Source organism: Maribacter ulvicola, assembly GCF_900155985.1.
Taxonomy (GTDB): domain Bacteria; phylum Bacteroidota; class Bacteroidia; order Flavobacteriales; family Flavobacteriaceae; genus Maribacter; species Maribacter ulvicola.
Window position 1 is genome coordinate 95,170 of record NZ_FTMA01000006.1, and the last position, 24,384, is coordinate 119,553.

Genomic DNA, 24,384 nt, shown 5'->3' on the forward strand with positions numbered 1-24,384 from the left:
ATGGATTATGAAGTATTAATTTTAGTTTCGTCTACCTCCACGACCACCACGATTTCTAAAATTTTCTCGCATTTCTTTCATTTTCTCTTGGGAAATTTCATCGTACTTGGCCTGAGTAACCTTTTTACCTTTATTAGGGGCTTTTATTTCCATTTTCTCAGAAGGGTTCAGAGTAATTTCTGAACAAACAATTGTAGTAATATCATCATTTACCGCTAAAATTAAACCCGGAAGCCCCCAGTACAGGCCAGGACCTTGATTTATTGGAATTTCTGGAGTATACCATGCTACAATTTCCACTTTTTTAATACTGAATTCCTCTTCTTTTTTCTCCTCATCTTTATTTTCATCTCCCCTACCCGGTCTTCTGAAGATTGCACTCATATTTGGTCTTTTAATAGTCTTTGTTGCTGTTGCCTTAAAGGCAGTGTAGTTGCCAATTTTCTTAGATTCGCTACCCATTTTCCACTCTAAGGTTTCTAATTCATCATCAATCAAAAATATTTTACCCAATAATTCATTTTTTATCAAATACCGCTGATCTTTAATATTCTTATACAAATCTCCATCAGTACCGGTCATAGCTCCAAAGCGCGGACCACGACCACCTCCTCTCCCATCTGGGATCCCAAGCTTTTTTTCTTCTTTATACATAGAAGCTGTTTTATCAAAATTGAGCACAAATGTTTTTTCATTTGCTTCTTTTATACGCTTCATTATAGCTTTCTTTCTATCTTCTGGTATATTTCTATTACCAAAATCAAAGTTTACCTGAGTTTTACTCTGGTAAACTGCCTTACCTTGAAAATCTTGAGCCTGTGCACAAATACATAATAAAATAGCAACCAATACTATAAACCACTTAAATCTTATCATCTCTACCAATTAAATTCCATAGTATGACATTCTCCATTACGTTTGGTTTAATCAATTTCTGTTAATAAATGTTTTAAGACCATTATTTTCACGCCATATAGCAAATTTGTTTTTACTTCCTATAGTTATCTTGTATCTTGTACCGTCTAATATTATTTGAGAATAGGAACACACCATTAATTAATTTAATTCTATGCACATAGCAGTTGCCGGAAATATCGGTGCAGGAAAAACAACCCTTACCAGATTACTTGCAAAACATTATAAATGGGAAGCTCATTTTGAAGATGTAGTTGAAAACCCCTATTTAGATGATTTTTACAATCAAATGGAACGCTGGAGCTTTAATCTTCAGATTTACTTTTTAAACAGTAGGTACCGCCAAATTCTATCTATAAAAGAAAGCGGTAAAGAAATTATACAGGATAGAACAATTTATGAGGATGCGCATATTTTTGCACCCAACTTACATGCTATGGGTCTTATGACCAATAGAGATTTTCAAAATTATTCTAGTTTGTTCGAGCTGATGGAGACTTTGGTTGACCCACCAGATCTATTAATATACCTACGCAGCTCTATTCCTAATTTGGTAAAGCAAATACACAAAAGAGGTAGGGAATATGAAAACACCATTTCAATTGACTATCTAAGCCGGTTGAACGAACGTTATGAAGCTTGGATTCATGGGTATGAAAAAGGAAACTTATTGGTCATCGATGTTGACGATTTAGATTTCGTGGACAATCCTGAGGATTTAGGAAGTATACTCAATAAAATTGACGCTCAAATTAACGGTTTATTTTAGGTTCATTTTTACAACGCACGAAACCATTGGAAGATTTTGAAAATAAAGTAACACGCTTTCTTCAAGATGAAATTCCGTTTTTATTCGTTATCGATTTTGATAAATCGGTACAACAGGTTTTTACTTTTGACGAAGCTGCCAACCAAAACATCTATTTTAACATTAGAGGCAAGGGCAACGATGAACACCTTACATCAACAACGCTTAAAAGTCCAAGTCTTGATTTAAAACCAACACTTGTTTCTAAAGAAGTTTATAACAAAGCGTTCAATACCGTAAAACAAGAACTAAACAACGGTAATAGTTTTTTATTAAACCTGACCTTTCCTACAGTACTTGACACAACAGTAGGTTTAGAGGAGATTTACAAAAAAGCACATGCCCCATACAAACTTTTATATAAAGATAAATTTGTTGTTTTTTCTCCAGAATGTTATCTAAAAATCAAGGACGAAAGCATTTTTTCTTATCCCATGAAAGGTACGATCAATAGCCACATTCCCCATGCGGAAGAATTATTACTCTCTAACAAAAAGGAACTGTATGAGCATAATACCATTGTAGACCTTATACGCAACGATCTTTCCATGATCGCTAAAAAAGTAAGGGTCAATAAATTTAGATTTGTAGATAAAATTAAAAAAGGAAATCAAGAACTACTACAGACCAGCACTGAAATACAGGGAGAATTACCTAAAAACTGGAAAGATAAATTTGCCTCTTTATTGCTTAAAACATTACCTGCCGGATCTATTAGCGGGGCACCAAAAAAGAAAACACTAGAAATTATTTCTAATGCGGAAATTTCACCAAGAGGATTCTATACCGGGATCTTTGGCGTATTTGACGGACAACAAATTGATAGCGCAGTAAGCATCCGTTTCATAGAAAAAATAAACGATAAACTTGTTTACAAAAGTGGCGGCGGAATTACCCACCTAAGCGAGATGGAAGAAGAATACCAAGAACTTTTAGAAAAAATATATGTACCCATTATTTGAATCTGTTTGTATTGAAAATAGTCAAATTAAAAATGCTGACTATCACGAAGCTAGATTTAGGAGATCTTATATGCGACAATATAAAACCCATCCTACCTATTCTTTATTCGATGGTATACTCTTGACAAATTTAGAGCACGACCTAAAATATAAATTGCGCATTGGCTACAAACAAAACGGTACGCGATTCTCCTTTTCTGAATACGAAAATAACATACCCACATCACTTCAACTACTCAGTGATGACACCATATCATACCCCGTAAAAAGGAACAACCGCAAAAAATTAAACCAACTTTTTAAACAACGCGGAAATCTCCATGACGTCTTGATCGTTAAAAACGGATTAATTACCGATGCTTCTTATTCTAATATTTTATTTAGTGATGGAAGGCAAATTGTTACTCCCTCTACCCCTTTACTTGAAGGTACTTGCAGAGCACGATTATTAGACGAAAACAAGGTGACGGAAAAAAGAATTGCAGCGGCAGACTTGTCAAACTTTGAAAGCTTTCAATTGATCAATGCCCTCAATGATTTTGATGCCAATAGATGGGTACCAGTTTCAAACATACAACGGGAATAATTCTTAAATAAATCCGTTTTCCTTAGCGTGTGCTATAGCTTCCTCTGTCTTATTGACCATTAAGAAAGGAATATCTTTAAAATCTGAAAATAACTGTTCAATACGCGCCATACGTTTAGAGTGATTGACACTACGTAGGTAAATAGCTTTTATTCTACCCGGAAAAAGTGTAGAAATTTCTTGGTAAATATCGCCATCTTTCTCCCCACTATCACCTATTAATATAAATGGTAAATCTGGATATGATTTTAACAAATTACTGATCTCTTTTTGTTTTTGTGGCTTTTCATCACTTTTCTTCCTCATTTTAAAACTTGCCATGCTACGTAGCAAAACAGGACCTTTTGGGAAATTATTAGTCTTTAAAAATAGTTCAAGGTATCTGTACAAGTTCCACGGGCTATGACTAACGTAGAAAATAGGATTTGCCTCTTCCCCTGTTTTTCCTTGATGAAGTTTCGTATAAAAATCAGACGCACCTTCTAACTGTAAACGCTTTGTTGCTCTTTTGAACATGGTATTCAAAATCACTTTCCATTTTAAGGAAGACACCACGCCTGTATGCAAGATGGTATCATCTATATCACTTATGACACCAAATTTGGCGTGCTCGCTTGGTATCAACATCTCTCCCGGGAATCGATTCTTCAGAAGTATCTCCCTTTTTAAATTAGCGTCGTTAAATGATAGTTCAAAATTAACCCAACCTTCTTCATTGGCTAGCTTTTGAAGTCCGGCTATATTTTCATCAATGAGATAATAACCATCATTATCCGTAACTCCTTCAACGGTTTCACCGTTAGAAAAAGTAATTTTTAAAGGGGCTTGTTTGATTTCATCGGTTTCAAAGCGTTTCCAGGAATTCTTCATTAGATTAAATATACCCTTCTGATCCAAATCGATATTTTCATCTTCAATAGCTCTACCTCTTACATATAAGCGAGTAGCACTACCGTAAGACTGAAAATTGATAATCTGAAGTTTATCTTTCTTAAAAATACCCATGGCGTTAAAATTACGCTCTTTCAACAACCTTTAAAATTTTTATTTCAAGAATTATCCAATTAACCCTTCATAACCATCCATTCTCTGCCGTTGTTTTAAATAAAAATCACTTTCGCTCACCCAAAAGCAGCGTTAACTCATCACCTATTTTACAACCTATAGTATTACCATAGTTTTAGACAAACAGAAATGAATACGAACCCTACTTGTTTACGCAAGTTTAAAATTTAAACATTATGAGACCAAAAAAGAATCCACAAAAAGACCTGAACAAAAAGAGCGGAATGTTCTTCGTAATTGGACTACTATTAGTATTAGGCATGGTATACACCGCCTTAGAATGGAAAACATTCGACCCTATTTACAATATAGATGTAGCCATGAACGATATTGATCCTTCAATTGAAGAAGAAGCCCCTATTTTTCAATTAGAAGTTACCCCTCCTCCAAAACCACCAGTTCTACCAACTGAAATAGAAATTATTGAAGATGATGACCCTTTTGAAGAAACTGAAATTATCGCCATTGAAGTAACACCAGACACCGAAGTTGTAGACCCAACAGATTTTGAGGTCATAGAAGAGCCCGAAGAGGTAAAAGTAAATTGGATTACTATTGAAGAAGTGCCGGTATTCCCAGGCTGTGAAAATGAAAAAGATAAAAGGGCTTGTTTTAATGACATGATGCAAAAACATATTCGCAAAAACTTTCGTTACCCGGAAATAGCTCAAGAAATGAACATTCAAGGTAGAGTGAATACAACATTCATGATTAACAACGATGGCACCATCGGTACTATAAAAAAAAGAGGTCCGCATGATGTACTAGAAAAAGAAGCGGCAAGAATCTTATCTAAACTACCAAAAATGACTCCCGGAAAACAAAGAGGATCTGCCGTAAAAGTCTCTTTCGCTATTCCAATCACATTCAAACTACAATAGTTATAAAACAAAAAAACCATCAGCAAAGCTGATGGTTTCCATATATTAAAAGAGCAATTACTGTTTATTGATTTCCACTTTTTCTATCGTTATTTCGGTAGCAGTCCCTTTCTTTACATTAGTAGCGTTTTCAAATGCTGTTAATTGAGCTTCCACTTCTGCCTTTTTACCAGTATAAACTACTTGCTCAACAACAGATTCACCATTAACGGTAGTAGAATAGGTCACAATAGCCTCCGCTAAATCTACATTTTCCACGTTCATTTCAATAGAAACTTTCTGCTGATCATTCAGCATAGCAACACCTTCTTCAACATGACCACCTAATATTGGTGCAATTACCAAACCGATCAAACACGTTAATTTAATTAAGATGTTCATTGAAGGTCCAGAGGTATCTTTAAACGGATCACCCACGGTATCACCGGTTACAGCTGCCTTATGTGCTTCAGAACCTTTATAAGTCATCTCACCATTAATTTCAACTCCTGCCTCAAATGATTTCTTAGCATTATCCCAAGCACCTCCAGCATTGTTTTGAAAAATTGCCCATAATACTCCAGATACCGTTACACCTGCCATATAACCACCTAGCATTTCTGCAATAGCTAATTTGTTCATTCCGAATAACATTGGAACGAAAGCAATTACCAACGGAAAACCGATAGTCAATAACCCCGGCAACATCATTTCTTTTAAGGAAGCTTGGGTAGATATTGCCACACATTTATCATACTCCGGTTTACCTGTGCCCTCCATAATACCGGGAATCTCTTTAAACTGACGTCTAACCTCCTGTACCATTTCCATTGCAGCTTTACCAACAGCATTCATTGCCAAGGCTGAGAATACAACCGGCACCATACCACCAACAAATAACATTGCCAATACCGGAGCTTTGAAAATGTTGATTCCATCAATTCCCGTAAATGTTACATAAGCTGCAAATAAAGCCAAAGAAGTTAATGCTGCAGAAGCAATAGCAAAACCTTTACCTGTTGCCGCAGTGGTATTACCTACTGAATCTAAAATATCTGTACGTTCTCTTACTATAGGCTCTTGCTCACTCATCTCTGCAATACCACCTGCATTATCAGAAATTGGCCCAAACGCATCAATAGCCAATTGCATAGCAGTCGTTGCCATCATTGCCGATGCAGCCAAAGCTACGCCGTAAAAACCTGCAAATGCATAAGATGCCCAAATAGCACCTGCAAATAATAATACAGACGGGAATGTAGAAATCATACCTGTAGCCAAGCCTGCAATAATATTTGTACCGGCCCCTGTACTAGATTGTTGTACTATTTTTAAAATAGGAGATTTCCCTAAACCTGTATAATATTCCGTCACCGAAGAAATTACGGCGCCTACTACTAAACCAACCAAAGTGGCATAGAAAACACGCATTGAAGATATTTCCAAAAGCCCCTCTCCAAAGAATTCCATTTTCATGGTTTCAGGCAACATCCAAGTTACCAAAGCAAAACATGAAATAGCAACCAAAACAATAGATGTCCAGTTGCCTATATTTAAAGCGCCCATAACCTGAGCTTCTTTTGCATCGTTACTTTTGATTTTTACCAACATGGTACCTATAATAGATATGATAATACCAGCACCTGCAATTGCCATAGGCAATAAAATAGGTCCAATACCTCCAAAGGCATCGGTTATACTACCTCCCATATCCTTTATAACATAGTTACCCAGAACCATTGCCGCTAGAACGGTGGCTACATAAGAACCAAATAAATCTGCTCCCATACCTGCAACATCACCTACATTATCACCTACGTTATCAGCAATTGTAGCTGGATTTCTAGGATCATCCTCTGGAATACCAGCCTCTACCTTACCCACCAAATCTGCACCTACATCTGCCGCTTTTGTATAGATACCGCCACCTACACGTGCAAAAAGTGCAATTGATTCAGCTCCTAAAGAGAATCCTGCAAGTGTCTCTAGAACTATAGTCATATCCATAGTCGATGTCCAAATACCGCCCATGAAAAATTGAAAAAATATGATAAAAAAGATGGTGAGCCCCAATACTGCCAAACCAGCAACGCCTAACCCCATTACAGTACCCCCACCAAAAGATATTTTTAAGGCATTAGGTAAACTGGTACGTGCAGCTTGCGTTGTTCTTACATTTGTTTTTGTGGCTATTTTCATTCCTATGTTTCCTGCAAAAGCAGAAAAAATAGCTCCAAAAACAAAAGCCACAACTATTAACATATGTGTTGTAGGCACTATAAAAGAAACGATAGCAAGCAAAACACTTACGATGACCACGAATACAGCCAAAAGCTTATACTCTGCACTTAAAAAGGCTAAGGCGCCCTCATAAATATAATCTGATATTTCTTTCATTTTTCCATCTCCGGCATGTTGTTTCATTACCCAAGATCTTTTAATGCCCATATAAATTAGGCCTAATAATGCCATAAGAATTGGCATGTAAATCATCATTGACTCCATTTAATCAGTTGTTTGTTAGTTATTAAATTAGCCCGACTAAAGTAGTAAATTAGAATAGAATAAAAAAAGCCACTTTTTATTAAAAAAAAGTGGCTTAAATAAAGGTAAAAATTATTTATATCTTAAAAGTGTTCTTTGCTTTATGCTCGCTATCATCATATCTCTTAACACATTCATGGTAGATTTCTACCGCTTTAGCAGCATCGCTCCACCCACCTGTATCTACTTTTTTCTCTTCTAAATCTTTATACACTTGAAAGAAATGTTCTATTTCTTTTAGCCTATGCGGATTTAGATCACTGATATCATTATTATTACTCCAAATAGGATCAGAAACCGGTACACAAATAATTTTTTCATCTGGTCCTTTTTCATCTGTCATATGAAATACGCCAATAGGTTTCACCTCCATTACCGTCATAGGGTATGTAGGTTCAGTCCCCATTACCAAAACATCTAACGGATCTTTGTCTAACGCTAAAGTTTCAGGTATAAATCCATAATCACCGGGATACATCATTGAAGAAAATAACATACGATCAAAACGAATTTTATGTAAATCGAAATCATATTCGTATTTATTCCTGCTTCCTTTCGGAATTTCTATTAAAACATCAAAGGTCAATCCTTTTGCTGCAGCCATATTAAAAGTTGTTTAATTTATAGTTTGTTATGAAATGTAACTTAGTTGTTATAATTGTAAAATTTAATCGAATTAAAAGACAAATCCAAACGTACCGGTTACACCGAATTTTCGTGCATCGGGATTTTCTAAATAATTTCCTCTAAAATTGAAATCTAATCTAAATATTTTAAAGATGTTTCCTATTCCAAAGGAGTATTCATAGTATATTTTTTCTGAAGGTGCACGTAACGGTGTATTCAGTGTTGCCGGTGCACTTAAAGCTATATTTTCATCAGACAAATCTCCCCATACACCACGTATAGCGACAATTTCCCTTAAATTATATTTTCTTAAAAACGGGATTCTAGAGAAAAAGCGACCATTGAAATTATGCTGTAAATGAACTGCCGCATAAGTATCGGTCACAAACTCATAGAAATCTAAATTTGGAAATGTACCATAGTTAGAGAAAAATGTCTGGTTTCCGGGCACTACGCTCAACAATCCCAAAGGTACCTCTCCAAATGTTTTACCGAGTTCTACCGTACTTAACAATCTACCAAAACCACCTAATTGCCATGGTTGGCTATAAGAAAATTGGAGTTTACTGTAATCGAAATCACTATTCATTACTCCCTTCGTTCCCTTGGTATAATTCAATAATATAGTACTGTAGGTATCATTCACATCTCTGCGTTCTACACCAAATCCAATTGTTTTTTTACCAGGAGTATACAGCATCAATGCATTAAAATCGAACTGACGTATTTCTGAAGACACCCCTGTTGGAGATTCTGGATCTACATAGTCTAAACTAAAATCATTAGGCAAGGCAGAACTTAATGTTCTAAAAGTGCCTCCTACCGATAGTTTTAAATTGGTCAATGGTTCTATTTCAAAATTGAGGGCACTTAAATTTATATTCGTTAACCTATTGTTCGCTCCTACCGTTAATAATGATGAGGAAGCTATACTACGCCCCAAAACGTCATTAGTTGCCGTTAAACTAACACCAAGCTGCTCTATGTCTCTACGGTTACCACCAGACACTATTAACCTACTGTTCTTATCTAACAACATCTTACCGGCTAAACCGTGTTTGAATTTGTGGTCTTTGAACCCGTAAGCGGTATAACCCTCTATGCGCCATAGGTCATTTTGATCATAGTATGTTCTTGCCCCGAGCCGAACTCTTGCACCTTCTGCAGTGTTATATCCAAAGAAATCATAAACAGAACCTAAATCTAAATTCCATTTATCTACCTCTACATATCCAGAACCCAATATGCTGACAAAATTGTAATAGGTTTTAAATTTGGGTACAGTTTTAAGGGTATCCAGTAAGGTATATATTCCCTGTTCATCCTTATTTAAGCTTTCTAATCTATTCTTTTCCCAAAAGGCATCATCTTTAATAATCTGAGTGACATCTAATGGGTTTCTGTCTTTTTTATAAACCTCTCTTGGTTTTACTTTATTAAACTCGTAATTATCATATACCGTTGTTCGCTTACCATATAGCCCGCGAGATTCCTCCTTTTTATTGAAACTGAAGTCACTCAACATATAATCGCGTTTTAAAAGAAACACGGAATCGTTCATTACATCGAAATCTTGCTCAATATAAATTTCTTTTACCCAGTTAATATTGGCGCTTTTGGTAACTTGTAGATTAATATTTTTTACCGCCCAAGTAGAATCATTCACCCAAAAATCTCCTTTAAAGGTGAGTTCATTTTTACGGCGTGGATAGTAGACAATATTGTAGCACCATTTATTGTCTATAAAAGCACTGTCCCTAAGTGCGTAGTTATAAACATCTACCCCTGTTTTAGATAGCGGGCTAGTAAAACTTTTATCAAAGAATTTCAGGTAATTATTATAGACATCGTACTCTTGGTACAAGTCTTTTACAAAGGCAATAATAGCCTGGTTATTTTCAAAGCCTGAATTCTTATTTCCTAAAACTTCCTCTTTCTCTTCCTTAAGCTTATTATCACCATAAACTTTAGAAAAAGTCTCGTTCAAGAAAATTGGCAAATAAGTCTTACCTGTTATACGAGACGTATCCAAATCTTGAAAAACAAACTCCAATCCTTTAAAAATTTTACTTTTTATCAGAGCACTATCAATGGTATTTAAATCAAATTCTACTTTTTCATATTTATCAAAAGCATACTGATTAAACTGCCTAACGCCGTTCTGACGTTTCTTTGCCCAAATTTTTCGTAGAATATCTACTGCCGGATTGTTCTTTTTAGATTGTTTACCCGCTATCAATACCACCTCATTCAACTGCTCTGCAGCCTCTACCATGGTTATCTTTAAATTATAAACAACTTTAGCATCTAACTGAAGTTCATAGTCCGTATAGCCAATAAATGAAATAATAACAGTGGCGTAGTCATTTTCAGATTCTAAATAGAACCTACCATCATCATTGGTAATGGTACCTTCAGTAGAACTTTTAAAGAATACATTGGCAAAGGATACAGGCTCACCTTGCTCGTCAACGACAATACCACCTATTTTGGTCTGACCTTGAGCTATGAAAAAACATAGACTTAAGAATGTGAAAATTATCCCTTTCATTAACAATCATCGTTCAATAAAAATTCTACTTGCAAATAACATACCAATAAAAAAAGCTTCTCCAGACTTGGTCGGAGAAGCTAAGGTACTTTACAAAAGTATATTCTTATTTGTATAAAACCTTTTTAACAGCATCAATCACATCTTTATGATTTGGCAACCACTCTTCTAATAACACAGGAGAATAGGGAGCTGGCGTATCTGCAGTGTTTATCTTAACAACAGGAGCATCTAAATAATCAAACGCATGGGCTTGTATATGATAGGTAATTTCAGTTGCTACGTTACCAAACGGCCAAGCTTCTTCTAAAACTACTAAACGGTTTGTCTTCTTTACAGATTTTAATATAGCCTCATAGTCCAAAGGCTTTACCGTACGCAAATCAATGACCTCACAACTAATTCCTTCTTTCTCTAATTCATCTGCAGCTTTATCCGCTTCTTTAATAATCTTACCAAAAGAAACGATGGTAACATCTTTACCTTCTCTACGAATATCTGCAACACCTAGCGGAATGGTGTAGTCACCCTCTGGCACTTCTCCTTTGTCACCATACATTTGTTCAGACTCCATGAAAATTACAGGGTCATTATCACGTATAGCCGCTTTTAACAATCCTTTTGCATCTGCCGGGTTAGATGGTACAACCACTTTTAATCCCGGACAGTTAGCATACCAACTCTCAAAAGCTTGTGAGTGCGTTGCCGCCAATTGACCTGCTGATGCGGTAGGACCTCTAAATACAATAGGACAAGGAAATTGCCCACCAGACATCTGTCTGATCTTCGCTGCATTATTTATAATTTGATCTATACCTACCAATGCAAAGTTGAAGGTCATAAATTCTATAATAGGTCTATTACCGGTCATAGTTGAACCAACACCAATTCCTGCAAAACCAAGTTCTGATATTGGAGTGTCAATAACTCTCTTAGGACCAAACTCGTCCAACATCCCTTTAGAAGCCTTATATGCGCCATTGTATTCCGCTACCTCTTCACCCATCAAATAGATAGATTCATCCTTCCTCATTTCTTCGGACATGGCCTCGGCTATTGCTTGCCTAAATTGTAGTGTTTTCATGTTATGGTAAATATTATTCTTTGTTATATGCTAGAAAGCAAGCAAAAATAGGAAATATAATGTCAAAAAATAGAATGCCCTATTTAAAAAAAGTTATAAAATTTACTATGCATGCATAGTAAATTTGAATTTTATTAGCTATCTTCGTAACCATTGATATAAAGTTTTTTACTCATGAAGATATTAGTTTGTATAAGTAATGTTCCAGATACCACATCCAAAATAAACTTTACGGATGGCGACACCAAATTTGACACCAATGGTGTACAGTTTGTAATTAACCCGAACGACGAATTTGGATTAACAAGAGCTATGTGGTTTAAAGAAAAACAAGGTGCCATAGTACATATTGCTACTGTTGGCGGCCCAAGTGTTGAACCTACAATGCGTAAAGCACTTGCCATTGGCGCTGATGAAGCTTTTAGAATTAATACGGAACCTACAGACGGATTTTCCGTTGCCAAACAATTGGCAGAAGTTGTTAAAAACGGTAGTTACGATTTAGTTATTGGCGGTAGAGAATCTATTGATTACAACGGCGGAATGGTACCAGGAATCTTAGCTTCTTTGACAAATATGAATTTTATCAATTCTTGTATTAATCTTGAAATTGACGGAAATAATGTTACTGCGGTCAGAGAAATTGATGGCGGAAAAGAAAAATTGAGCAGCGCCCTACCCTTAGTAGTAGGCGGTCAAAAAGGTCTTGTAGAAGAAAGTGATCTTCGTATTCCCAATATGCGAGGTATTATGATGGCGAGAAAGAAAGCGCTAACAGTTGTTGAACCTATAGACGCTATAAAAGCTACCGAAGACAAGAAATTCGACAAACCGGCTCCAAAAGGTCAAGTTAAACTTGCCGACAGTGTAGACCAATTGGTTGATCTATTGCATAATGAAGCCAAAGTCATTTAATAACCTAAATAATAGGTAATCATTAAAAACAAAAAAAATGTCAGTTTTAGTATATACAGAATCAGAACAAGGAAAATTTAAAAAGAATGCGTACGAGGTTGCCTCTTACGCTTCTGCAGTTGCCCAAATGATGGGTACCACAGTTACCGCTATTGCTTTCAATAGTACTGAAAACGAATCGCTTGGTGAATACGGAGTTTCAAAAGTAATCAACGTAAAAGATGATGCCCTAGCAACTTTTAATGCTGGATCATATGCCTCTTCCATTGCCGAAGCCGTTAAGAGCACAGAAGCAAAAGTGATTATTTTAAGCTCTAGCACGGATACGAAGTATTTAGCACCATTATTATCTGCAAAATTATCTGCAGGTTACGCACCTAACGTAGTGCAGGCTCCAGATAGCACTTCGCCGTTTACGGTAAAAAGAACCGTTTTCAGTAACAAAGGTTTTGCACACACCCAAATAGATACCGATATTAAAATAGTAGGAGTATCCAATAATGCTTTTGGTGCTCATGAAAACAAAACAGCTATTTCTGTTGATGAAATAGACGCCACGACAGACGCTACGACCAACGACACCAAATCTCTTGAAATAGATAAAGTTGTTGGCAAGGCTACTATTGCAGATGCCGATATCGTTGTTTCCGCAGGTAGAGGAATGAAAGGTCCAGAAAACTGGGGAATGATTGAAGAGTTAGCCGATGTATTAGGTGCTGCAACTGCTTGTTCCAAACCGGTATCCGACCTAGGGTGGAGACCTCATGGTGAGCACGTAGGACAAACAGGTAAACCTGTAGCAAGCAATCTTTACATTGCAATAGGCATTTCTGGTGCCATTCAACATTTAGCAGGTGTGAGTGCGTCAAAAACCAAAGTTGTTATTAATAATGACCCAGAAGCACCATTTTTTAAGGCAGCAGATTACGGAATTGTTGGAGACGCCTTTGAAGTAGTTCCTCAATTGATTGAAAAATTAAAGGCTTTTAAGGCACAAAACGGTTAAATTTTTGTTATTTTGTGCCCCTTAAAGGGCTGTTCGGATAGTTGTAGCCCAAGTATTCGAACAGCCTTTTTTTAGTTGAAAATCTATGAGTCTAGTACGATTAAAAATAAAAGGTATCTCTTACAGCCAAACCCAGAATGGTGCATATGCACTTATTTTGAACGAAGTTGAAGGCGATAGAAAGTTACCTATTGTAATTGGCGCTTTTGAAGCTCAATCTATTGCTATTGCCTTAGAGAAAGAGATTAAACCGCCAAGACCACTTACACATGACCTCTTTAAAAACTTTGCCGATAGGTTTGATATTGTTATCAAACAGGTGATTATACACAAATTGGTAGATGGTGTTTTCTATTCTAGTATCATTTGCGAGAGAGATGGAATTGAAGAGATCATAGACGCAAGAACTAGTGATGCCATTGCCTTGGCCCTGCGTTTCAACGCTCCTATTTTTACGTATAAAACCATACTGGACAAAGCTGGTATTTTTTTAAAGTTTTCATCTAAAGAGAAAGACCAAAAGGACAGTGATGACAGTATTATGGTCGATGAAATATTACAAGAAGGTGAAACCATAGAAATAGATTCAGGCGCTACAGACGGATATAAAGAACTCACTTTAAGCGAACTAGAAGCAGAATTAAAAAAAGCAGTCAGCAACGAGGACTACGAAAAAGCGGCAAAACTGAGAGATGAAATCTCTAAACGCAACTAAACATTAAATTTACAGTTTATGAAAAAGGGCAAATGGTTGCTATTTTTTGCACTAATTCTTACCTCATTTACTTTTGCTCAAAACGTAGACGTATCTCAACCTTTAGAAAATACAGTTGACACCACTTTAGTCGATGCTGCCGCAACTGCTAGTGTTATGGGGATGGAAGCTAACGAAGGTTTTTCTTTCAATAGTCTTGGGAGAGGTATTCTAGGTATGGCAGTCTTACTTTTTTTAGCATTTCTATTCAGTTCTAACAGAAGAGCCATTAACTGGAAAACAGTGGGCATAGGTCTCGCTCTTCAATTAGTAATTGCCATCGGTGTACTTAAAGTTCCTTTTGTACAATTGGTTTTTGAGCAAATAGGAAAAATATTTGTCAGTATTTTAGAGTTTACACGTGCAGGCAGTAAATTCCTTTTTGAAGGTCTAGTGGTCGACACAAGTACTTTTGGTTATATTTTTGCCTTTCAAGTGCTACCAACCATTATATTCTTCTCTGCCCTAACCTCTTTATTGTTTTATTTAGGGTTAATTCAAAAAGTAGTAAAATGGTTAGCTTGGGCGCTTTCTAAAACATTAGGAATTTCAGGACCAGAAAGCCTTTCTGTTGCCGGGAACATCTTTCTTGGACAAACAGAAGCCCCCCTGTTAATTAAAGCATACTTAGAAAAAATGACCAAGTCAGAAATCCTTTTGGTCATGATCGGTGGTATGGCAACAGTTGCCGGTGCCGTGCTGGCTGCCTATATAGGATTCTTAGGAGGTGAGGACGAATTGTTACAATTGGTATTTGCAAAACATCTTTTAGCGGCATCTGTCATGGCTGCTCCCGGCGCAATTGTTATCTCTAAAATATTATATCCACAAACCGAAGAAGTAAATAGCGACGTTCACGTTTCTTCCGAAAAAATTGGAGCTAATGTATTGGACGCTATATCAAACGGTACCACAGAAGGTTTAAAACTTGCCGTTAATGTTGGCGCCATGCTTTTGGTATTTGTTGCCATTATTGCCATGGTTAACGGTATTTTAGAATGGGCAGGAGATTTAACTCACTTAAATAATTGGATAGCCGAAAACACCTCTTACTCCAAATTCTCACTAGAAGCAATTTTAGGAACAATTTTCGCTCCTTTAATGTGGTTAATTGGCGTAGCAAATGATGACATTATGCTCATGGGACAATTACTAGGCATTAAGCTGGTTGCTAGTGAATTTGTTGGCTACATACAGCTAGCAGAACTCAAAGACCTAAGTACATTACCACATCTAAAGTTTAACAAGTCGGTAATTATGGCAACTTATATGTTATGCGGTTTTGCAAACTTTGCATCTATAGGTATTCAAATTGGTGGTATTGGATCACTTGCCCCAGGTCAAAGAAAAACCTTATCTGAATTTGGAATGAAAGCGGTATTAGGCGGGTCATTAGCCTCATTACTTTCGGCTACTATTGCCGGTATGATTTTAGGGTAAACGCCCCCTAGTCTCCTAAGGGAGAATTCTAGGTACTACGTTAATAATTATTGATAACTGAGAAGTTATTCTGCTGTTTAAAACAGCATCTTTCTTTATTTTTGTTCTAACATAAATAATTACTCCGTAAGAGCACTACGCAAAGGACTCAGGGAACTCTATTCATATGAAACAATACCACGACTTACTTCATCACGTATTAGCTGAAGGAAACCAAAAAGGTGACCGTACAGGAACAGGAACCAAAAGTGTTTTTGGTTATCAAATGCGTTTTGACCTCAGTGAAGGTTTCCCCATGGTAACCACCAAAAAATTACATTTAAAATCTATAGTTCATGAACTACTTTGGTTTTTAAAAGGGGATACCAATATTAAGTATTTACAGGAGAACGGTGTTCGTATTTGGAATGAATGGGCAGATGAAAATGGAGATCTTGGCCCGGTTTATGGTCATCAATGGCGTAACTGGAACAATGATGAAATTGACCAGATCAAGGAGGTTATTCATTCTTTAAAAACAAATCCTAACAGTAGACGAATGTTAGTTTCCGCATGGAACCCTAGCGTTTTGCCAGATACTTCAATGTCTTTCTCTGAGAATGTAGCTAACGGTAAAGCGGCTTTACCACCCTGCCATGCATTCTTTCAATTTTATGTTGCAGACGGTAAACTATCTTGCCAGCTATACCAACGTAGCGCAGATATCTTTCTAGGCGTACCATTTAATATTGCATCTTACGCTTTGTTTACCATGATGATGGCTCAAGTTTGTGGTTATAAAGTTGGTGATTTTATTCATACTTTCGGTGATGCACATATTTACAACAATCATTTGGAGCAGGTTGAACTACAGTTAAGCAGAGAACCTAGAGCACTGCCAAAAATGAAAATAAATCCTGACGTGAAAGATATTTTTGATTTTAAATTCGAAGATTTTTCGCTGGAAGATTATAATCCGCATCCTCATATAAAAGGGAAAGTAGCCGTATAGTATCAATTTCTTAATTTATTGAATTAAATGCTATTGCTCAATTTTATTTATCTTACAATAAAATTGTTTTCATGGTTAGTACTGATACGCTCATAGATTTCTTTTTAGAAACCAGAGAGCATACCGAGGCTATTTGCAGTCCTCTAGAAATTGAAGATTATGTGGTACAACCTATCATTGACGTCTCTCCTCCTAAATGGCACTTAGGCCATACTACTTGGTTTTTTGAAGAATTTATTCTAAAAACATATGATAAGTCCTATCAAATTTTTGACGAAGATTTCTCTTTTGTGTTCAATAGTTACTATGAAACCGTTGGCAAACGTGTTGTACGTTCCGATCGTGGTAATCTATCAAGACCATCGGTAAAAAAGGTATATGAATACCGTAATTACGTGACCCAAGCAATGAACAAATTGCTAGAATCCAACAATGAACAAACTCTATTAGAAGTTCTTGAAATAGGAATTCATCACGAGAAACAACATCAAGAATTATTACTAACAGATATTAAATATATTCTTGGCAACAACCCGCTATTACCTAAATACTCAGACACTTTTGAAGAATTTACCATTGAGAAAGATGCCCAACAATGGATTGGTATGAGTGAAGGCATATATGAAATAGGCCATGATTCTGCAGACTTTTGTTTTGACAATGAATTAGGAAAACACAAAGTATACCTTCATAAATATCAAATATCAAACAAACTTATTACCAATGCCGAATATATTGAGTTTATAAAAGCAGAGGGTTACAAACGTTTTGATCTTTGGCATGCCGCAGGTTGGGATTGGGTGCAGCAAAATAATGTAAACGCGCCATTATATTGGCATGAAATTGATGGAATTTGGCATTACTATAACCTTAATGGGTTATCCGAAGTTGACCTACAAGCTCCTGTTACCCATATTTCTTATTTTGAAGCATTCGCCTTTGCCCAATATAAAGAATGCCGTCTACCCACTGAATTTGAATGGGAAGCTGCGCAAAACCTATTTAATTGGGGCCAACGCTGGGAATGGACAGAAAGTGCCTATTTGCCCTACCCAAACTATAAAAAAGCGGATGGTGCATTAGGCGAATACAACGGCAAGTTCATGGTCAACCAGAAAGTACTTAGAGGAAGTTCCGTAGCTACACCTATTAATCATGCCAGGCACACCTATCGTAATTTTTTTCCAACAGATTTAAAATGGCAATTTACAGGAATAAGATTAGCTAAATAACAACGACATACTGATTATGCAAGACACTAAAACAGCACCAGTTGTTTCAACTGAATTTGAAAAAGAAGTTTATTCCGGTTTAACCGACTTTCCTAAACATCTATCTTCTAAATATTTCTACGATAAAAAAGGCGATAAGCTCTTTCAAGACATTATGGCAATGCCAACCTATTATCTTACTGATTGTGAGTATGAAATTCTTGAAACCAATAAAAAGGAAATTACCGAATTATTTACAGGTTTTGGCTCTTTTGATTTAATAGAACTTGGTGCAGGAGATGGCAAAAAGACCAAAATCTTGCTAAAAGAATTCAGTGACAAGAAGATTGATTTTACATATGTCCCAATTGACATTAGCGACAATGCGCTAAACCAACTTCACAACTCTATTGAAAAAGAACTACCAAAAATTAATATTCAACCCGTTCAAGGCACTTACTTTAACGCGTTAAAAAAAATAAACAACCGTAAGAACAGAAAAATAATTTTGTTCTTAGGGTCCAATATTGGCAATTTAGAACACGACCAAGCTGTTGATTTTATGACTAACATTCAAAAATTAATGCAACCGAACGACTTGCTTTTTATGGGATTTGATCAGAAGAAAAACCCGCAAACCATATTGGATGCATATAATGATCAAGAAGGTGTCACGGCAGCATTCAACAAAAACGTACTCGCAAGAATAAATACAGAACTTAATGCAAATTTTGACTTAGATCAATTTTTACATTGGGAAGTATACAATCCAGAAACAGGATCTGCAAAGAGCTACTTGGTATCAAAAATTGAACAAACGGTAAGAGTTGACAGACTTGACCTAACGGTTAATTTCAATCAATGGGAAACCATACACACTGAAATTTCTCAGAAATACGATGACAAAATTATTACTTGGTTAGCCGAACAATCTGGGTTAAAAATGATGACCGAATACAAATCTCAAGAATATGGCTATAAAAACTGTGTTTTTAAAAAAGCCTAATACGTAAACCTAAAAAAGGAAAGCCTGCATTGAAAAATTGCAGGCCCTTTTAGTATATCTAAAAGTTATTTTTTACAACTCTAAAACTGCATTTTCAGAACCAGCAAAATCATTCCACTGGTAACGATCAGCTTCTCCTTCATTTACATATTCTCCGTCAACAATATATTTGAACTCAAAAGTAGTCTCTTTTGGAAGATCAAATGTTCCTTTAAAAGAACCGTTCTTCTGCTTCTTAAGTGCGCTTTTTTTAGCGTTCCAATTGTTAAAATCACCTACTACAGCTACTTTTTTTGCATCGTCTGTAGGCACCGTAAAAGTAACCTTACATACTGGCTTAGTTTTTAAATATTTTTTCGCAATTGCCATGATATTAAGTTTAATATTTAAGACAAAACTAGTATAATAAAATACTCATTTCCAATACTTAAGAAATTTTTATCAAATCCTTAATATTTATCCTATTTATAGATGTACCACAAAATTTAACCCTACAAAATTGTCTTATTATGAAAAGTTACCTACTTGTTTTCAAGATTTTAACGATGCTATCTATCTCTGCTTCCGTATTATAGAAATGAAAACTTAACCGCACACCTTCTCCTCGTTGCGCACAGAAGACATCGTTTTCCTTTAATTTGTGAAAAGTTGCATCATCTGCTTTAATATTAAAAATGGTACTATGATTTTTTCGCTGCACTATTTCATCAGATAACAATCCCAACTTTTGAAATTCCGCTTTTGCTTTTTCTGATAATTTACGGTTCTGTGCCGTTATGTTATCCATCCCTATTCTTTCGAAAAAATCTATCGAATATTTTAAACTTCCAAAAATCAACGATGATAGATGACCAGGCTCAAACTTCTTGGCAAACCTTATATTATTCTTTTTATCAAAATCTCCATCAGCAGCATTGAACCCTATAGTATTTACAGTAAACTCATTTTTAACTTGGTCAGAAAACAACATAAATCCGTTACCATACCCAGCCAGTAGCCATTTGTAGGCACTAGCCCCTAAAACATCTATCCCAGAATTATCAAAATCAAACTTAGTACTACCACTAAACTGAGTACCATCTACCATGATAATTAAACTAGGATGCTGCTTTTTCAATTCCTTTAAAAAATCAAGATCAATTGCTAATCCGTTTAACCACTGCACCAAACTCAATGCAAGAACATCTACATTATCACTGGCCACTGCTTCTTGTATACGTTGTTCTAGGTCTGCAGTCATTGAAATATAGGCTACCTCAAAATCTCTATTCTCAAAACTCCAATTAAGAGAAGGATAATCATTCTCCACAAGCAACACCTTTTTTTTCGCACCCAACCCTTCTAGCAGAATATTGAGTCCTGATGAAAAATTACTGACCAGCGCCACATTATCCCGTTTACAATTAAAGAATTTACCAACGGCAGAACGAGTTTCTGAGATTATTTTTAAAGATTGTTCGCGCATATCGCTACCATCTATTAAAAAGTCTAAGTCGTGCTCTTGTCGCCATTCCAATAACGAATCGTATAGCAAACCATATACTGCGGTGTTGGCATAAATACCTTTTCGTAAAACAGGGAATTCTTTTCTAATTTTTTCCATTGGTTATAGGGTATACTACAATTGCTGTATCTTTATACCAAAGATAGGAAGAGTATGTTTTCTAGAAATAAAAATACCTCCAAATTAGATTTAGAACAGCATGAGCTGTTAGAGAACGCTCAAAAAAGGGTGAAACAAAAGAAGCGTCTTTACACGCATTTTGTAGTCTTTTTAGTGGGCAGTGTTTTCTTAGTACTAATCAATAAAATATTAAAATACGGTCAAGAATATAATTGGTTCGTTTGGGCAATTACTTTTTGGGGCTTTTTGTTTGTTCTACATATTTTCAACGTTTTCATTACTAATAAATTTATGGGTAATGACTGGGAACGGACTCAACGAGAAAAACTTGTAGAAAAGCAAAAAAAACGAATTGCAGAAATGGAGAAAGAAATTGAACAGGAAATAATACTACCCACCACAATTGAACCTGAACCTAAAAAAAAACTGCTTTGAAAACATTAATAATGATAGCTGCCGCTGCAGAGAATAATGCTCTAGGTAAAGACAACGATTTACTTTGGCATTTGCCGGATGATTTTAAAAGATTTAAAAAATTAACATCTGGGCATAAAATTATAATGGGTAGAAAAACTTATGAAAGTTTCCCTAAGCCTTTACCCAACAGAACCCACATCATCATTACTAGAGACAAAAACTACACTGTAAATTATGATGAATGCTTAGTTGTTCATTCTCTTGAAGAAGCTATAGATTTAGTTGAAAATGAAATTGCATTTATTATTGGCGGAGGAGAAATATACAAGCAAGGCGAAAAAGCATCTGATAAAATTGAGCTAACCAGAGTGCATGGTACTTTTGAAGATGCCGATACTTACTTCCCCGAAATAGATGAGAATTATTGGATGCTGACAAAACAAGAGTTTCATCCTACAGATGAAAAACATAAGTTATCATTTACCTACTTAACTTATGTAAAAAAAGAAGACACCCTTAAAAGTCTTTAAAAAAAACAGAATGTTTGGCTTTTGCCGAACTTAAGATTGAAGCAAGTACCTTCTCATCTCCATTAGTAAAAAATTGATGCGTTCCGATCACTGTGGAACTGGTTAATAAGTCATTATGCTCTAATACTGATTTAGTCTGCCTTGCCACTGCCTGACCAGAATCAATTATGGTAACATTTTCTGGCAATATTCTTTTCAATAACGGAATAAGATACGGGTAATGCGTACAACCCAACACAAGATAATCCATTCCTTTTTCAAGCATGGGTATAATGTAACTTTTTAAAAGATGGTACATTTCTTCACTTCCAAGATTACCATTTTCAATCATTTCTACCAAACCTGTACCTCGCTGTTCCAATATGGTAATACCTGCTGCATGATTTTTAGAGGTACTATGAAACAAACTACTCGACAAGGTTCCTTTGGTAGCCAACACCCCTACAATCTTAGACTTTGAGTTTATTGCTGCTGGTTTTATTGCCGGTTCTATACCTATTAAAGGTACATTATAGTTCTTTCTTAAATAATCTATTGCATTTGTCGTTGCCGTATTACAGGCAACGACTATTAATTTACAACCTTGACCCAACAAGAATTCTGTATTCTTTATACTGAGCGCTAGAATTTTTTCTTCAGGTTTGTCTCCATAAGGTGCATTTATACTATCTGCCAAATAGATGCATTTTTCATAGGGTAAAAGTTCTTGAATTTCTCCCCAAATAGATGTCCCTCCAATACCGGAATCAAAAATGCCTATATGCCTATCATCCATATTATTTTATCACCTCGGTTATAGGTTTACCCGTTGTTCCGTTAGGAAAAGATATGCCCAGCAAAGCAGAAATAGTTGGTGCAATATCAGGAATCTCTGTTCTATTGCTTGTGGATCCCTGCTTAACCCCCTTACCATAGAACAATAATGGCGCATGTGTATCATAGATTTGAGGTGATCCGTGCGTAGACCCCGTTGTACTATAAGAAACATACCCGGGCTTTAAAACCACCAATACGTCTCCAGACCTTTTTTGGTTGTAGCCATTCTGTAAGATATAAGGCACACCAGACGTATAGTTGTTACTCCACATTTGGTTTGCGGTATAAACTCTATCTACAGCATCATAAGCTAAAAACTCTTGCGCTATTTCAATTTGAACCTCTGCCAAACTAAGGTCAAGGTTTTTTATAATTTTATGATCTAGGAATATTTGATCATTAGAATAGTTTTTTATGATATCCTCCGTTCCATACTTATACTGCAAAAATTCAGTCAATCTTTTCTTATTTGCAGCCTTGTCCACATAACCAGATGGTATCTTCTCACTTTTTAAATAAGTGGGCACCTCTACGGCCCCATGATCAGCAGTTAAGAACAACGTGTACTCCCCTTCACCTACTTGTTTATCCAATGCTTTGAAAAATCTCTCTAAATCTTTATCTAACCTCAAATAGGTGTCTTGAACCTCTTTAGAGTTTACCCCGTACATATGCCCAACATAGTCAGTACTAGAAAAACTTACCGCAAGGAAGTCTGTTATATTATCTTGCCCCAATCCTTCTTGTTGTAACGCCTCTATAGCAAAATCAGCTGTTAGAGAGTTTCCATAAGGTGTAGCTTTAATAATATCAAAACTTTTGTTCTGGTCTAAAAGTTCTGCCGGGGAATGAGGGAATGAGGTCGTTGTTTCTCCTTTGAATTTACCTTCAAATAAATTGTCATCAATTCCACTCTCTTTATACGTCTCAATATTTTTTAAAGTATTCCATACTTTTTTATAAGATTGGGCCGCACCAGATGAATTAAAATCATTTACCCAATTAGGCAATTGCTCCATGTAATATGAACTTGTGATCCATTTACCCTCATCTGCACCATGAAACCAATAAGCTGCATTGGCCGTATGACCGCCTGGCAATATAGCTCCCCTATCTTTTAAAGCCACTGCTATGGTTTTTCCTTGCATTTGTGTATGCAATCGTAATTCATCTGTTATACTCGTTACACCCATACGATGTGGAGACATTTTACCTGTATTTGCAGTGGTACCCACAGAAATATAGCTGTCGTCACCTGCACAATATACACTTGCATCAATTTCTTTATCGTACCAGTTATTCCCTATTATACCATGTACAGAAGGAGATGTACCCGTATAAACCGAAGCATGCCCAGGACCCGTACTTGTAGGGGCATAATTAAAATGATTATTCTTACAATTAAAACCTTTTTCGATCAATCTTTTAAATCCGTCTTCGCCAAATTGCTCATAAAACCTGGTCAGATAATCATAACGCATTTGATCTACAACAATACCTACAACCAATTTTGGCTTTGCCCTTAATTGATCAATACTCCAATTATCCTTATTTTTCTTTTGTGCAGTTAAACCACTAAATATCAGCAATGTTCCCGCAAACAACGTAGAAATAAACCATTTTTTCATTTTTATATATAATAAGATTAAAACACAAATGTAAATAATTTACA

23 protein-coding genes are annotated in these 24,384 nt (G+C 35.9%); 13 read left to right on the forward strand and 10 right to left on the reverse strand.

All coding sequences use genetic code 11. The features are described 5' to 3' along the window. Window positions 1–21: 21 nt before the first annotated feature. Entirely contained in the window at window positions 22–876 is an 855-nt protein-coding gene (locus BW936_RS14895) for a GLPGLI family protein (RefSeq protein ID WP_076549570.1), read from the reverse strand. 193 nt (window positions 877–1,069) lie between these two features. Between BW936_RS14895 and BW936_RS14900 the strand changes: the two genes are divergently transcribed. From BW936_RS14900 to BW936_RS14910, 3 genes are read left to right on the forward strand one after another with little or no spacing between them, the layout of a single operon-like run. Next, a complete protein-coding gene (locus BW936_RS14900) occupies window positions 1,070–1,684 on the forward strand; it encodes a deoxynucleoside kinase (protein WP_076549572.1) in 615 nt (204 codons plus the stop codon). 26 nt (window positions 1,685–1,710) lie between these two features. Then, window positions 1,711–2,685 carry an aminodeoxychorismate synthase component I gene (locus BW936_RS14905; protein WP_076549574.1) on the forward strand — a complete coding sequence of 325 codons (975 nt, stop codon included), beginning with the start codon at window positions 1,711–1,713 and terminating at the stop codon, window positions 2,683–2,685. After that, window positions 2,669–3,271: an aminotransferase class IV gene (locus BW936_RS14910; RefSeq protein WP_076549575.1), complete on the forward strand. Its 603-nt coding sequence runs from the start codon at window positions 2,669–2,671 to the stop codon at window positions 3,269–3,271. Before BW936_RS14905 ends, BW936_RS14910 begins: the two co-directional genes overlap by 17 nt. Before the next feature lie 3 nt (window positions 3,272–3,274). On the opposite strand, the gene BW936_RS14915 is transcribed toward BW936_RS14910, so the two are convergent. Beyond that, window positions 3,275–4,300, reverse strand: a complete 1,026-nt coding sequence (locus BW936_RS14915) for an App1 family protein (protein ID WP_317042898.1) — start codon at window positions 4,298–4,300, stop codon at window positions 3,275–3,277. A 212-nt stretch (window positions 4,301–4,512) separates the two neighbouring features. Between BW936_RS14915 and BW936_RS14920 the strand changes: the two genes are divergently transcribed. Next, window positions 4,513–5,217, forward strand: a complete 705-nt coding sequence (locus BW936_RS14920) for an energy transducer TonB (RefSeq protein ID WP_076549585.1) — start codon at window positions 4,513–4,515, stop codon at window positions 5,215–5,217. A gap of 57 nt (window positions 5,218–5,274) precedes the next feature. Here the strand turns inward: BW936_RS14920 and BW936_RS14925 are convergent, their stop codons facing one another. The 4 genes from BW936_RS14925 to BW936_RS14940 form a co-directional block, all read right to left on the reverse strand. Continuing rightward, window positions 5,275–7,701, reverse strand: a complete 2,427-nt coding sequence (locus tag BW936_RS14925) for a sodium-translocating pyrophosphatase (RefSeq protein WP_076549588.1) — start codon at window positions 7,699–7,701, stop codon at window positions 5,275–5,277. A gap of 115 nt (window positions 7,702–7,816) precedes the next feature. Beyond that, window positions 7,817–8,344, reverse strand: a complete 528-nt coding sequence (locus BW936_RS14930) for an inorganic diphosphatase (RefSeq protein WP_076549590.1) — start codon at window positions 8,342–8,344, stop codon at window positions 7,817–7,819. A 72-nt stretch (window positions 8,345–8,416) separates the two neighbouring features. Beyond that, the gene (locus tag BW936_RS14935) at window positions 8,417–10,918 is read right to left on the reverse strand and encodes a DUF5686 family protein (protein ID WP_076549592.1); all 2,502 of its coding nucleotides are present in this window, start codon (window positions 10,916–10,918) and stop codon (window positions 8,417–8,419) included. Between the two features lie 106 nt (window positions 10,919–11,024). Then, window positions 11,025–12,002, reverse strand: coding sequence for a pyruvate dehydrogenase complex E1 component subunit beta (locus BW936_RS14940; protein WP_076549594.1), 978 nt, complete (start codon window positions 12,000–12,002; stop codon window positions 11,025–11,027). Window positions 12,003–12,176: 174 nt separating this feature from the next. Between BW936_RS14940 and BW936_RS14945 the strand changes: the two genes are divergently transcribed. From BW936_RS14945 to egtD, 7 genes are all read left to right on the forward strand, one after another. Next, entirely contained in the window at window positions 12,177–12,917 is a 741-nt protein-coding gene (locus BW936_RS14945; RefSeq protein ID WP_076549596.1) for an electron transfer flavoprotein subunit beta/FixA family protein, read from the forward strand. A 37-nt stretch (window positions 12,918–12,954) separates the two neighbouring features. Then, window positions 12,955–13,923, forward strand: coding sequence for an electron transfer flavoprotein subunit alpha/FixB family protein (locus tag BW936_RS14950; RefSeq protein ID WP_076549599.1), 969 nt, complete (start codon window positions 12,955–12,957; stop codon window positions 13,921–13,923). A gap of 85 nt (window positions 13,924–14,008) precedes the next feature. Continuing rightward, a complete protein-coding gene (locus tag BW936_RS14955) occupies window positions 14,009–14,638 on the forward strand; it encodes a bifunctional nuclease family protein (RefSeq protein ID WP_076549602.1) in 630 nt (209 codons plus the stop codon). 156 nt (window positions 14,639–14,794) lie between these two features. After that, window positions 14,795–16,117, forward strand: coding sequence for a NupC/NupG family nucleoside CNT transporter (locus BW936_RS14960; RefSeq protein ID WP_244156243.1), 1,323 nt, complete (start codon window positions 14,795–14,797; stop codon window positions 16,115–16,117). Between the two features lie 166 nt (window positions 16,118–16,283). Beyond that, window positions 16,284–17,108 (forward strand): thymidylate synthase, encoded by an 825-nt coding sequence (locus BW936_RS14965; protein ID WP_076549607.1) that lies wholly within the window; start codon window positions 16,284–16,286, stop codon window positions 17,106–17,108. A 71-nt stretch (window positions 17,109–17,179) separates the two neighbouring features. Next, on the forward strand, window positions 17,180–18,340 hold the full coding sequence (egtB, locus tag BW936_RS14970; protein ID WP_076549610.1) for an ergothioneine biosynthesis protein EgtB: 1,161 nt from the start codon (window positions 17,180–17,182) through the stop codon (window positions 18,338–18,340). Between the two features lie 16 nt (window positions 18,341–18,356). Continuing rightward, a complete protein-coding gene (gene egtD / locus BW936_RS14975) occupies window positions 18,357–19,325 on the forward strand; it encodes an L-histidine N(alpha)-methyltransferase (RefSeq protein WP_076549613.1) in 969 nt (322 codons plus the stop codon). Window positions 19,326–19,397: 72 nt separating this feature from the next. Here the strand turns inward: egtD and BW936_RS14980 are convergent, their stop codons facing one another. Continuing rightward, on the reverse strand, window positions 19,398–19,694 hold the full coding sequence (locus BW936_RS14980) for an isoamylase early set domain-containing protein (protein WP_076549616.1): 297 nt from the start codon (window positions 19,692–19,694) through the stop codon (window positions 19,398–19,400). 148 nt (window positions 19,695–19,842) lie between these two features. Next, on the reverse strand, window positions 19,843–20,928 hold the full coding sequence (locus BW936_RS14985) for an aminotransferase class V-fold PLP-dependent enzyme (protein ID WP_076549619.1): 1,086 nt from the start codon (window positions 20,926–20,928) through the stop codon (window positions 19,843–19,845). 54 nt (window positions 20,929–20,982) lie between these two features. On the opposite strand from BW936_RS14985, the gene BW936_RS14990 reads away from it, so the two are divergent. Then, a complete protein-coding gene (locus tag BW936_RS14990; RefSeq protein WP_076549622.1) occupies window positions 20,983–21,384 on the forward strand; it encodes a 2TM domain-containing protein in 402 nt (133 codons plus the stop codon). 11 nt (window positions 21,385–21,395) lie between these two features. Beyond that, window positions 21,396–21,896, forward strand: a complete 501-nt coding sequence (locus BW936_RS14995) for a dihydrofolate reductase (protein ID WP_076549625.1) — start codon at window positions 21,396–21,398, stop codon at window positions 21,894–21,896. Here BW936_RS14995 and murI read toward each other — a convergent pair. After that, window positions 21,883–22,671, reverse strand: a complete 789-nt coding sequence (gene murI / locus BW936_RS15000; protein WP_076549628.1) for a glutamate racemase — start codon at window positions 22,669–22,671, stop codon at window positions 21,883–21,885. The genes BW936_RS14995 and murI overlap by 14 nt on opposite strands. A gap of 1 nt (window position 22,672) precedes the next feature. Beyond that, a complete protein-coding gene (gene pafA / locus BW936_RS15005) occupies window positions 22,673–24,340 on the reverse strand; it encodes an alkaline phosphatase PafA (RefSeq protein WP_076549631.1) in 1,668 nt (555 codons plus the stop codon). Window positions 24,341–24,384: the final 44 nt, after the last annotated feature.

Coding starts and splice junctions, on each gene's coding strand:
- BW936_RS14895 (WP_076549570.1), bottom strand. CDS start 876: ATGATAAGATTTAAGTGGTTTATAGTATTGGTTGCTATTTTATTATGT.
- BW936_RS14900 (WP_076549572.1), top strand. CDS start 1,070: ATGCACATAGCAGTTGCCGGAAATATCGGTGCAGGAAAAACAACCCTT.
- BW936_RS14910 (WP_076549575.1), top strand. CDS start 2,669: ATGTACCCATTATTTGAATCTGTTTGTATTGAAAATAGTCAAATTAAA.
- BW936_RS14920 (WP_076549585.1), top strand. CDS start 4,513: ATGAGACCAAAAAAGAATCCACAAAAAGACCTGAACAAAAAGAGCGGA.
- BW936_RS14925 (WP_076549588.1), bottom strand. CDS start 7,701: ATGGAGTCAATGATGATTTACATGCCAATTCTTATGGCATTATTAGGC.
- BW936_RS14930 (WP_076549590.1), bottom strand. CDS start 8,344: ATGGCTGCAGCAAAAGGATTGACCTTTGATGTTTTAATAGAAATTCCG.
- BW936_RS14935 (WP_076549592.1), bottom strand. CDS start 10,918: ATGAAAGGGATAATTTTCACATTCTTAAGTCTATGTTTTTTCATAGCT.
- BW936_RS14940 (WP_076549594.1), bottom strand. CDS start 12,002: ATGAAAACACTACAATTTAGGCAAGCAATAGCCGAGGCCATGTCCGAA.
- BW936_RS14945 (WP_076549596.1), top strand. CDS start 12,177: ATGAAGATATTAGTTTGTATAAGTAATGTTCCAGATACCACATCCAAA.
- BW936_RS14950 (WP_076549599.1), top strand. CDS start 12,955: ATGTCAGTTTTAGTATATACAGAATCAGAACAAGGAAAATTTAAAAAG.
- BW936_RS14955 (WP_076549602.1), top strand. CDS start 14,009: ATGAGTCTAGTACGATTAAAAATAAAAGGTATCTCTTACAGCCAAACC.
- BW936_RS14960 (WP_244156243.1), top strand. CDS start 14,795: ATGGGGATGGAAGCTAACGAAGGTTTTTCTTTCAATAGTCTTGGGAGA.
- BW936_RS14965 (WP_076549607.1), top strand. CDS start 16,284: ATGAAACAATACCACGACTTACTTCATCACGTATTAGCTGAAGGAAAC.
- egtB (WP_076549610.1), top strand. CDS start 17,180: ATGGTTAGTACTGATACGCTCATAGATTTCTTTTTAGAAACCAGAGAG.
- egtD (WP_076549613.1), top strand. CDS start 18,357: ATGCAAGACACTAAAACAGCACCAGTTGTTTCAACTGAATTTGAAAAA.
- BW936_RS14980 (WP_076549616.1), bottom strand. CDS start 19,694: ATGGCAATTGCGAAAAAATATTTAAAAACTAAGCCAGTATGTAAGGTT.
- BW936_RS14985 (WP_076549619.1), bottom strand. CDS start 20,928: ATGGAAAAAATTAGAAAAGAATTCCCTGTTTTACGAAAAGGTATTTAT.
- BW936_RS14990 (WP_076549622.1), top strand. CDS start 20,983: ATGTTTTCTAGAAATAAAAATACCTCCAAATTAGATTTAGAACAGCAT.
- BW936_RS14995 (WP_076549625.1), top strand. CDS start 21,396: ATGATAGCTGCCGCTGCAGAGAATAATGCTCTAGGTAAAGACAACGAT.
- murI (WP_076549628.1), bottom strand. CDS start 22,671: ATGGATGATAGGCATATAGGCATTTTTGATTCCGGTATTGGAGGGACA.
- pafA (WP_076549631.1), bottom strand. CDS start 24,340: ATGAAAAAATGGTTTATTTCTACGTTGTTTGCGGGAACATTGCTGATA.